The sequence below is a fragment of the Niameybacter sp. genome, from assembly GCF_036655075.1.
Classification (GTDB): Bacteria; Bacillota; Clostridia; order Lachnospirales; family Cellulosilyticaceae; genus Holtiella.
In genome coordinates this window covers 39,414-49,101 of sequence record NZ_JAVVQU010000022.1, presented here as the reverse complement: position 1 = coordinate 49,101, position 9,688 = coordinate 39,414, and the positions used below count along the sequence as shown (strand labels likewise).

The following is a 9,688-nucleotide window of genomic DNA, read 5'->3' as shown; positions in this document are numbered from 1 at the left end:
TGGGTAGTATGTGGGAACATATCCACCGGTTGTACTTTCTCCACTTTATACCCATACTCTGCTAGATACCCTAAGTCTCTTGCCAGTGTTGCTGGGTCGCATGATACGTATACAATTTTTTGTGGGTTCATCTTAACAAGTGTTTCAAGTAAGGCTACTTCGCAGCCTTTTCTTGGTGGATCTACTACAATTGTATCGGCTGTGAGACCATTTGCATATTGCTCTGGGATGACCTCTTCGGCTTTGCCTACAAAGAATTGGACATTGTCTAGTCCATTCAGGCTTGCATTTTCACGGGCATTTTCGATAGCTGGTGCGACGATTTCTACACCGTATACTTGTTTTGCTTTTTGTGCAAGGAAGAGAGAGATCGTTCCAATCCCACAGTATGCATCCCATACCGTTTCTGAACCATTAAGTTCTGCGTATGCTAATGCTTGGTCATAGAGTACTTTGGTTTGTACTGGATTGACTTGGAAGAATGAGAGTGCAGAAATCTTGAACTTTAAGTCTCCAATTGTATCTACAATGTACTCTCTACCTTCCAAGACTTTGATTTCATGTCCTAAAATTACGTTTGTTCTCGCCTTGTTCACGTTGAGGAGTACACTTGCTAAGCCTTCTACCTCTTTTAGTGTTTCTAGAAGTTTATCACTGTGTGGAAGTTCATTTCCATTGATGACTAAGCAGACCATAATTTCACCGGTGTAGAAGCCTATCTTAATCATCAGGTGTCTTACAAGTCCTTTGTGTACTTCTTCATCATAGATTGAAATGTTATTGACTTCTAAGAAGTTTTTTACAAGCTCAATAATTTGTTCACAGCGTGGATCTTGAATACCACAAGTAGACCAATCGACTACTTTATGTGTACGGCTCATGTAGAAACCAATTTGTACTTTGCCATTTTCTTTGCGAATTGGATATTGTGCCTTGTTGCGGTAATGGGCTGGTGTCTCCATCCCGATGGTTGGAAGGACCTCTACATCTTTTAGCCCGCCAATACGTGTAAGGGCATTGTACACTTTGCTTTGCTTCCACTCAAGTTGTGCAGCATAGCTCATATGTTGAAGTTGGCAACCTCCACATTTTTTAGCGACTTCACAAGTCTCACTGTTCCTACTTGGTGATGGACTAAGAATCTTTTCGATTTTCCCATAAGCTAAGTTTTTCTTTACTTTTAAAATTTTTATCTCTAATGTATCACCTGTTATGGCCTCTGGTACAAACACAACGAAGTCATTGATTTTACCAACGCCTTCTCCATTTGTTCCAATATCCGTAATAGTGATCTCATAAAATTGATTTTTTTCGACTGACATATTTTTCTCCTGTTGTCCTAATGAAAAATTGGTGATTCTTCTTGAAGTAACTGCTCGCTAGATGCTTGCATCTTGGCAACCATATGACGTTGTATAAAATGGTCTAGTAAAAAGGTTCGTTTTTCTTTGCTTGCTTCTTGCTTTTTAGTCTTCTCTTTTTCTTTCATTTCTAATCCTCTTCCTCACATTCACACACGGTGTATTGGCAAATACAGTTGCGGCATTTGATGTAATTCTTAGTCTCATGGGTTGTATAGTTTCCCTCTAACATACGATGCATATCTCGCAATGTGATTTTGACCAACCATCTATGTCTATAGGTGTTACGCACCTTAAAAGTCTTGTTGCTATAGACCAATTTCCCATAGGGTGGTCTTTTGCCATAGACAGCTTCTACTAATAAAAAGTAGGCCAATAGCTGCATCAAATCCCCCTCATGGGGCACGTCTTCTTTTGCAACCCCACTTTTAATTTCAAAGGGAATGTAGCATCCTCTCCATAGCGTCTTAAAAATATAATCGGGCTTGCCCTGTAGGTCATACCGAGGCGCAACCAACATTTTCCCGCCGCTTTCATCGTTATAGACCATACGGGCAAAAGGTAGACCTACTTGCACCTTCTGCTTACAAGAAATACTAGGTCTTAAACAATAAACACCAAGTAGTAGCCCTGCTAGTACTAGCCCCAACACCAATGCTTCTGCCATCATAATACGCCCACCCCTTTAAGAATGAGCAAGAAAATGATACCTAGCAGTACAAGCCTTATGCCTTTAAATACTTTGTACTTAAGGTGATAACGGCTGTGGTGCTTCATCCCTTTTGTAAAATGGTCTTGATGGTCACTATGTTCCATATCTAGTGCTTGATACATTTCTCCTAAGACTTTTGTACCATAGGTCCTTTTATAGTACCATTGGTTGGGACAATACATAAATCGGTTCATTTCATTGGCTGAAATGCGTGTGGAACTTTTTTTCATAGCATAGAACGTCTCATATTTCTTGTTAAAACTTTATGATAACCAAGGCTTTGTTCTGTTGGCTCACTACCACGTAAGACTTCTTCAAACATTTTAAGCTTAGAATCACTGTAGTCCGCTAAATGGACAATCATCGCTTCAATACATTTTGGACGCTTAGGTGAACCGTATTCATATTCCCCATGATGGGCAAGAATAGTATGCTTGATGAGTAATAAGGCCTCGTTTGAAAGCTCTGGAATGTTATATTTTGCTTCATTGACCTTTTCTACACCTAGCATGATGTGTCCTAAAAGTTGTCCCTCATCGGTATAGTCATTCTTTGGAAAGGCTGAAAGCTCATAAAGCTTGCCAATATCATGAAGTAAGCATCCTGCAATCACTAAATCTAAATTCACAGGTTCATAACAACTGGCTAAGAATTTCCCAACTTCTGCAACAGTTACTGTATGTTCTAGAAGGCCACCTAAATAAGCATGATGCACACTTTTTGCTGCAGCACCCATCATGAAATATTTATATATGGTTTCATCATAGAAAAGGGTCTCTAACAACTTTTTAATGCCTGTATCTTGTACTTCATCAATCATAGCAAAAAGTTTAGCTTCTAATACTTTTACATCTTTTGGTGTACGTGGCAACAAAGTATTTAAATCATAAGTGCCTTCTTCTGCACGTTTAATCTTCCCAATATTGGCTTGAAGGTTTTCTTGATACAGGACAACTTCTGCTTCGACTTGTACCACATCATCCACTTGAAACTCTTCAATACCTGGATGAATTGCCCAAATTTTCCCTTCTATTGTGCCAGTCTCATCTTGTAGCTTTACTGTGAGATAGTCTTTACCATTTTTATTTTTAAGTAATTGCTTATATTTACATAGATAGCATCCTTGCATCTTTTCTTCTGGTTTTAAATCGGCTATAAGGCTCATTTCATCCACTCCTTTAAGCCCCATTGTAACATAAATGGAAAAATTAGAAAAGACGATGAATCCGCCAATTCATCGTCTTTTCTAATTTTTATAGATTACTGATTTTGACTTTGCAGTTGTGCTTGACTCTTACCACGAAGTTTAACATCTAAGTTTATTTTTTCTGAACCACGTACAACTTTGATGTTGACTGGGTCACCTACTTTTTTCTCAAGTAATAACGCTTTTAGCTCTTCCATCGTGGCAATACGTGTGCCATCAAATTCAATGATGATATCTCCTTGTTGTATACCTGCAAGTGCTGCACTACTACCTGGTTGGACTTGAACAACCATAATTCCTACTGGAATGTCATAGTAGTTCCCCAGTGCTTCTGTTAAGTTTTCACCTACAATACCTAGTACTGGACGTGCAATGCTACCATTGCTCATAAGTTCATCAACAATAGGTTTAATATCATTGATTGGAATCGCAAAGCCCATACCTTCAATCCCACTATCTACAAGTTTAATCGTATTAATCCCAATCACTTCTCCAGTTGGCCCTACTAAGGCACCCCCACTGTTTCCTGGGTTGATAGCCGCATCTGTTTGAATCAGGTTAAGCTTTTGGTCTGTTAAGTTAATTTGACGGTCAAGAGCACTAATAACCCCAACTGTCACTGTGTTTTCATAAGCTTCATCTATAGGTGTTCCAATGGCTACAGCTAAGTCTCCTACACGTAACTCACTGTTATCCCCAAGAACTGCTGGCTTAATATCCCCTAGAATATCTTCTGGAACATCTGCTTTATTTACGGATACTACTGCAATATCTGTCATCGTATCATAGCCTACAATCTCTGCTGGCACTTTAGCATTGCCAAGGAAAGTTACGATTAAAGAACTTGCCCCTTCTACTACGTGTGCATTGGAAATAATATAAATCTTTTCTTCATCTGTTTTGAAGATAACACCAGAACCTAGTCCCTCTTGGTTAAACTCTCCAGCCCAAGTTGTCACTACTTTGTTATTTTTAATGGATACAACAGATGGCCCTACATTGGCTGCAATATCTGCAATAGAGTTATTGGTATAAAGCGGTGCTACATAGCCTGTAGATTGTGCATAACTGGCTCCGTTTCCATTGTCCCCACCAACTGTGGTATCTTGTACTTCTATACCCATTTTGTCGTTATACAACTTTTGAGCTAAAGGTGCTGTAAAGGCATAGCCTGCTCCAAGAGACCCGCCACCTACAAGGCTGACAATGGTAAGCCCTGCTATAAATTTACCAAATCCACCACTTGACTTTTTCTTGTTACGTCCTTTTTTCTCTTTAATTGTCTCATGATAATACGTACTGTTACCATCCATAATTGGTGGTAATGGGTGGGTACTACTTGCCACTCTTGGTGCTTCTTCGTAAGTACCTGATGCTTCGTTTGCTGCTGATGTATTACCTGTTGAGTGTGTTTGGTCTGCAGCTTGGGTATCACCCATTGCTTGGTTGTGGTTCCCTACTGGGATATACCCTGTTGATTGCCCTTGCCCACTTACTGGAGTATTACCCATTGGTTGTGCAGGTTCTATCATTTCTGTATGTTCTCTAGCTGCTGTGTCGCCCATAGCTTGAGTTTTTTCTACTTGTTGTTCATTATTTAATCCGTTTTCATTTGGTTGATTTGTATTGTTATTATCTTTCATCAAGATCGCCTCCGTTTACAACTCATTTGTGATAACTGTAGTATAGATTTGGATTTTGAATAGTGTGTGAATACTTTGTAAAAAGTAGGCAGTATTATTTTGAACTAAACCTTAGAAAGTGTGAAGTAGAAGTTTACCAGTTCACCTTCATTAGAAATAATACCAAGTTCTTCATTGTGTTGTCTCATCGTTTCCTTAACAATAACAAGGCCAATACCCATTCCAGTTTTATCCTTACCCCTTGATAAATCTGACTTATAAAATCGTTCCCAAATGCTTTTTTGGTCTTCTTTTGAAATACTTGGGCCACTATTACGAATATAAACCCATACTTTATTTTGTTTGGCTACAGTTTCTATTTCAATTGTGCCCTGATTATTAACAAATTTAAACGCATTATCTAATAAATTTTGAACAACTCGAGCAATTTTTTCAGGATCTGCGAATACTATTTGTTCTTTTTTATCAAAAAGTACATTAACATTCACTTCTTTTTCCTTTGTGACGTGTTCAAAGTTATCTAATAAATCTCGAATCATCTCATGCAAATTAAATTCCATCTTCTTAAGAGGTAAATTCCCCTCTTCCATACGACTCAGTTCTAAAATGTCATTAGTCATCTTAATCATACGTTGAGACTCATTGAGTACAATGCGCAAATATTTGTCATGCTTTTCATCTGGGATGGTGCCATCTAAAATAGCTGTTACAAATCCTGAAATCGAAGTAAGCGGTGAACGCATATCGTGAGATACATTAGCAATGAAGGCCTTTCGATTAGAATCAATCTTATCAAGCTCTTCTGCCATATAGTTAAGTGATTCACCAAGTTGTGCAATCTCATCTACGCCATCTACGTCAATACGCTTTGCAAAATCACCATTGGCAATCTTCTTAGCCACTTGATTCATCTCTTTGAGTGGCTTACTCATACGCTTAGATGTAAAATAAACCAAGACTAAAATAATACTTGTCGTAATCAGTACCGCCTGAGCCAAAATACTTCGCACCTCATCAATAAGGGTAAGAATTTGTGGCATGGGGGTATGAATAAACAATGCAAACTCTACATTACCAGCAATTTCAATCGGATATCCTATTGTTAACACTGGGGTTGTAAAATATTGTTCAAATCCTGTTTGCTGTGAAATAATGTTGCCTTCTAATACTTTTTGAATAACTTCTGGATTGGCAAGTTTCCTATCTAAAATAATAGACTCTTCTTTTCCTGAAGCCATTTGCATTTTATAGTCTTTGCCTACAATCCACGTTGTAGCATCTAAATAGCTATCAAGCACCTTGACTCTTAGTGCCACACGTTCAAGCGTCGCACTAATAGATTGATGCATCTCGCCTACTTCACGATACTCTGTAGCGATAAGCTCAGCTTGTTTAATCATAATATTTTCTGTGTAATCCACATAATATCTTTGAAATGCATTAGAAAAAATAGTAAAGAAAAAGACGAATGTAACAATTAAAATACCAATGTATAATGTCAGGAGTTTGTTAAACAAAGAAGAGAATCGGATTCTCTTCTTTATCTTTCGAATTTGTATCCTACTCCCCATACTGTTTTTATGCTCCATGGATGATCACCCTCAAATTTGTCTCTTAACCTTTTAATGTGTACATCAACTGTACGTGTATCCCCTACGAAGTCATAACCCCATATTTTGTCTAGTAGTTGTTCACGCGTAAAAACTTGCTTTGGATGGCTTGCCAAAAAGTATAGGACTTCTAATTCTTTTGGTGGAAGTTCTACTACACTGCCTTGGTACGTTACAGAGTAGTTGTCCTTATCAACAATTAAGTCTTCTAAGACAATACGGTTTTTAGCCTCCACTTCTTGTGTCTCCTCTTTGACTGTACGACGTAAAACAGCTTTTACCCTTGCAATCAGTTCTTTAGGATCAAAAGGTTTTGCAATGTAGTCATCTGCGCCTAACTCTAAACCGAGTACCTTATCAAACACATCACATTTTGCAGTCAACATAATAATAGGTGCCTTGCTTGTACGCCTGATATATTTACACACGTCATAGCCATCCATCTCTGGTAGCATAACGTCTAATAAGATTAAGTCTGGTTTGTATGTCTCAAAAGCATCTATTGCTTGCTTCCCACTATAAACTTCTTGTGTGTCGTAGCCTTCTTTTTGCAGATAAAGAGAAATCAGCTCTGCAATGTTAGTGTCATCGTCTACAACGAGAATTTTACTTTTGTTCATTTTATATGCCTCCTTTATATTAAGTTTATTTTAAGCCTATTTAATTTCTACAACGGTTACACCCATTTCACCTTCGCCGTACACACCTGGTCTATGGGATGCAATATGTGGATGGCGACGTAGCATTTGTGTAATCGCTTGTCTAAGAGCACCTGTGCCTTTACCGTGGATAATCGTTGCTTGCTTAAGCCCTGCTAAATAGACATCGTCTAAATATTTATCTACAATAGGCAATGCCTCATCCACCATTAAGCCACGTACATCTATTTCAGTTTTAATATTCATGGTCTTACTCACGGAATGGCTATTCCCCGTTGCTCTTGGTCTACTTTTTTTAGCTGTTGGTACTTTGGCTTCATCTTCATCTACACGTTGCAAGTTAGAAATATGCACTTTCATTGGCATAATGCCAATTTGAACTTTGGCATTACCCGCATTGTCTGGAACTTCTAAAATGACACCTGGTTGCATCAAAGTTGTTACCATCACCTTTTCGCCCACTTCGATGTTTTTAATAGGTTTCTTATAAGTCTTCTTAGCTCCAATTGCTCGGTTCAATTTATGTTGTTGATGCTCTACACCTTCTGATACCTTTTTCTTGGTATCATGAAGGCCCTTCTCATCAATGACAATACGTGCTTCACGCGCTGCTTGACGCACTTCTTTAAGCATATCATCTGTTTGTTTTTGTACGTCACGAAGCAGGTCATTGGCCTTTTCGTTGGCACGTTCCATAATTTTTTGCTTAGATTTCTCAAGTTTCTTGCGTTCTTTAGCAATTTCTTCTTTAAAGTGCTCTGCTTCTTTTCTAAAGGATTCTGCTTTTTCCTTTTCAATTTCAGCCATACGTTTGCTGTACTCAAGCTCAACTAAGATATCTTCCATCTTCACATTTTCTTTGTGAAGGAATGCTTTAGCGTCTTCTATTAAGTGTTCCACAAGTCCAAGTTTCATGGAAATTGCAAAAGCATTACTCTTTCCTGGTACGCCGATAAGCAATTTGTAAGTTGGGCGTAAAGATTCTACGTCAAATTCACAGCTCGCATTTTCCACCCCGTCTGTAGAAAGTGCATAAAGCTTCAATTCACTATAGTGAGTTGTCGCTACTGTGCGAATTTGTTGTTTACGTAAATGTTCCAGTATAGACATAGCAAGGGCTGCCCCTTCAACAGGGTCTGTCCCTGAACCCACCTCATCTAAAAGAATGAGTGAATTAAGCGTCATTTGGTCTAAAATACGCACTAAGTTAGTCATATGTGCTGAGAACGTACTTAAACTTTGCTCAATACTTTGCTCATCTCCAAGGTCTGCAAAGACATCATCAAAGACGTTAACAATGCTGCCTTCTTTAGCTGGAATTTGCATCCCTGCTTGAGCCATTAAGGTAAATAGCCCTAATGTTTTAAGGGTAACGGTTTTCCCCCCTGTATTAGGCCCTGTAATAAGGAGTGTTGTAAATGAATCGCCTACATGAACATCTATTGGCACTACATCTTTTTGGTCTAAAAGTGGATGACGTGCTTTCTTTAAATAGATATAACCTTTTTGGTTAAGCCCTGGCTCTCTCGCATCCATTTTAAGGGCACACTCTGCTTTTGCAAAGATGACATCTAGTGCCGTAATCTGCTCAGCATTGATAAGCACAAAGGGTGCAATGTCTGCTACTAAGTTAGTAAGCTCTATTAAAAGTTTTTCAATTTCATCTTCTTCTTTCATATGCAAGCTTTTCAAACTATTGTTAAGTTCCACAACAGCCATTGGTTCCATAAATACCGTTGCACCTGTAGAAGATTGGTCATGTACAATCCCTTTAAAAGCATTTTTGTACTCCACTTTGATCGGTACACAAGAACGCCCTTGTCGCATGGTTACAACAGTCTCTTGTAGCATATCCTGATATCTTGAAGAATATAGGATGCCATGGATAGTCTCTTTGATTTTACCTTCTGCTGCTTTAATTTGTCTACGAATTTGATAAAGCTCTGGTGTTGCATCATCTGCGTATTCATTAGGTGCAACAATACAACGGGTGATCTCACGCTCTACATCGTTGTATACCCCAATGGCTTCAAAATACTTTTCTAAATGTGGAGACTTCACCTCTTCACAGTCTTCTTTGTAGTAGTTTTTGACACGTCTGCTTGTTCTAAGCACGTTTGCTATATTTAAAAGTTCTTCTCCACTTAAAATAGCACCAATTTCTACACGCTTAATCGCTGTAAAAATTTCTTTTGTACTACTGAGTGGAAGCTTTCCTTTTTTTACACTCATGCTTAATGCTTCTGAGGTTTCTTTTTGAAGCTTCGTTACTTCTTCAAATGAAGGACTGGGCAAAAGCTTTTCAATACACGTCTTACCTGCTCCTGTTACAGCATAGCTTGCAAGTATGGTTCTAATTTTATGAAATTCTAATTTAATTAATGCTCTTTCGTTCATAACTTCCTCTTTATTCATTGTGACATCAATTATTTATTTTTATCCTTATTATTGCACACTTTTAAGTGTTTGAAAACTAGAAAGCATACAAAAAAAGCC

General features: G+C 38.3%; 9 protein-coding genes. All 9 read right to left on the bottom strand.

From position 1 onward, the window contains the following. On the bottom strand, positions 1-1,322 hold a 1,322-nt coding region (gene rlmD / locus RRY75_RS07850; RefSeq protein WP_332716263.1), incomplete at its 3' end, for a 23S rRNA (uracil(1939)-C(5))-methyltransferase RlmD. A gap of 17 nt (positions 1,323-1,339) precedes the next feature. Continuing rightward, a complete protein-coding gene (locus RRY75_RS07845) occupies positions 1,340-1,489 on the bottom strand; it encodes a hypothetical protein (protein ID WP_332493267.1) in 150 nt (49 codons plus the stop codon). Positions 1,490-1,491: 2 nt separating this feature from the next. Then, a complete protein-coding gene (locus tag RRY75_RS07840) occupies positions 1,492-2,031 on the bottom strand; it encodes a CRISPR-associated protein Cas4 (protein ID WP_332493266.1) in 540 nt (179 codons plus the stop codon). Further along, a complete protein-coding gene (locus tag RRY75_RS07835; RefSeq protein WP_332493265.1) occupies positions 2,028-2,303 on the bottom strand; it encodes a hypothetical protein in 276 nt (91 codons plus the stop codon). The genes RRY75_RS07840 and RRY75_RS07835 overlap by 4 nt, the downstream gene beginning before the upstream one ends. Beyond that, entirely contained in the window at positions 2,300-3,238 is a 939-nt protein-coding gene (locus RRY75_RS07830) for a 3'-5' exoribonuclease YhaM family protein (RefSeq protein ID WP_332527414.1), read from the bottom strand. The genes RRY75_RS07835 and RRY75_RS07830 overlap by 4 nt, the downstream gene beginning before the upstream one ends. A 95-nt stretch (positions 3,239-3,333) precedes the next feature. After that, on the bottom strand, positions 3,334-4,923 hold the full coding sequence (locus tag RRY75_RS07825) for a S1C family serine protease (protein ID WP_332493263.1): 1,590 nt from the start codon (positions 4,921-4,923) through the stop codon (positions 3,334-3,336). Positions 4,924-5,027: 104 nt separating this feature from the next. Next, positions 5,028-6,344, bottom strand: a complete 1,317-nt coding sequence (locus RRY75_RS07820) for a sensor histidine kinase (RefSeq protein ID WP_332493262.1) — start codon at positions 6,342-6,344, stop codon at positions 5,028-5,030. Positions 6,345-6,463: 119 nt separating this feature from the next. After that, positions 6,464-7,153, bottom strand: coding sequence for a response regulator transcription factor (locus RRY75_RS07815; RefSeq protein ID WP_332493261.1), 690 nt, complete (start codon positions 7,151-7,153; stop codon positions 6,464-6,466). Between the two features lie 36 nt (positions 7,154-7,189). Then, complete coding sequence (locus RRY75_RS07810) at positions 7,190-9,589, bottom strand: endonuclease MutS2 (RefSeq protein WP_332493260.1); 2,400 nt, start codon at positions 9,587-9,589, stop codon at positions 7,190-7,192. Positions 9,590-9,688 lie beyond the last annotated feature (99 nt).

What these genes read in the sequence shown, in the direction of transcription:
- RRY75_RS07845 (WP_332493267.1), bottom strand. Translation starts at nt 1,489, where the DNA reads ATGAAAGAAAAAGAGAAGACTAAAAAGCAAGAAGCAAGCAAAGAAAAA.
- RRY75_RS07840 (WP_332493266.1), bottom strand. Translation starts at nt 2,031, where the DNA reads ATGATGGCAGAAGCATTGGTGTTGGGGCTAGTACTAGCAGGGCTACTA.
- RRY75_RS07835 (WP_332493265.1), bottom strand. Translation starts at nt 2,303, where the DNA reads ATGAAAAAAAGTTCCACACGCATTTCAGCCAATGAAATGAACCGATTT.
- RRY75_RS07830 (WP_332527414.1), bottom strand. Translation starts at nt 3,238, where the DNA reads ATGAGCCTTATAGCCGATTTAAAACCAGAAGAAAAGATGCAAGGATGC.
- RRY75_RS07825 (WP_332493263.1), bottom strand. Translation starts at nt 4,923, where the DNA reads ATGAAAGATAATAACAATACAAATCAACCAAATGAAAACGGATTAAAT.
- RRY75_RS07815 (WP_332493261.1), bottom strand. Translation starts at nt 7,153, where the DNA reads ATGAACAAAAGTAAAATTCTCGTTGTAGACGATGACACTAACATTGCA.
- RRY75_RS07810 (WP_332493260.1), bottom strand. Translation starts at nt 9,589, where the DNA reads ATGAACGAAAGAGCATTAATTAAATTAGAATTTCATAAAATTAGAACC.